The 519-nt window shown below is 78.8% G+C and carries 2 protein-coding genes; both read left to right on the top strand.

The genetic code is table 11. The annotated features are described in order from the left end of the window. A partial coding sequence (locus GTW08_RS17735) for a hypothetical protein (RefSeq protein ID WP_161152249.1) occupies positions 1-267 on the top strand: 267 nt, incomplete at its 5' end. Then, a partial coding sequence (locus GTW08_RS17730) for a hypothetical protein (protein WP_161152248.1) occupies positions 264-519 on the top strand: 256 nt, incomplete at its 3' end. The genes GTW08_RS17735 and GTW08_RS17730, both read left to right, overlap by 4 nt.

The following is a 519-nucleotide window of genomic DNA, read 5'->3' as shown; positions in this document are numbered from 1 at the left end:
GTGCTGGGCTGGTGGCAGGGCGCGCAGCGGCTGAAGACGCTGCTGGCCCCGCCGGGTGCGGCGATCGACGACCTGGGCGCCTGGGTGGCGACCGGCGTGCAGGGCACCGACCTGGTGCCGCTGCTGGGCGGACAGCCGCTGGACTGGACGCCGACGCCGGGGCGCGCGCTGTTCCTCGACCGCTCCCGGCACGGCCGCCCGCAGCTGGTCATCCTGACCGACGCGGGCGGCGGCGGCCCGGACACCGTCGCCGGAGGTGGGGTGTGAGTGCCGTGGAGCGCTACCGCGCGGTCGTGGCCGAGCTGGCCGGCGCCGTCGTCGACCTGCGGGAACGCGACGCCCGGCGGGCCGAGGAGCTGCGCCGCGAGCTGCGCGGCACCGAGCGGGAGCTGCGCGACGCCGCGGATCGGCTCACGCTGGCCCGCGGCATGTTCGAGCTGCGCTGGGAGGCGGCGTTGCAGCTGATGTGGTCGGCCGAGGAGCCGGGGCGGCCCCGGCCGCGCCCCGACCTGCGGGCCG

The organism is Pseudonocardia sp. SID8383 (assembly GCF_009864975.1).
Lineage (GTDB): Bacteria > Actinomycetota > Actinomycetes > Mycobacteriales > Pseudonocardiaceae > Pseudonocardia > Pseudonocardia alni.
This window is presented reverse-complemented; position numbering and strand designations above follow the sequence as displayed.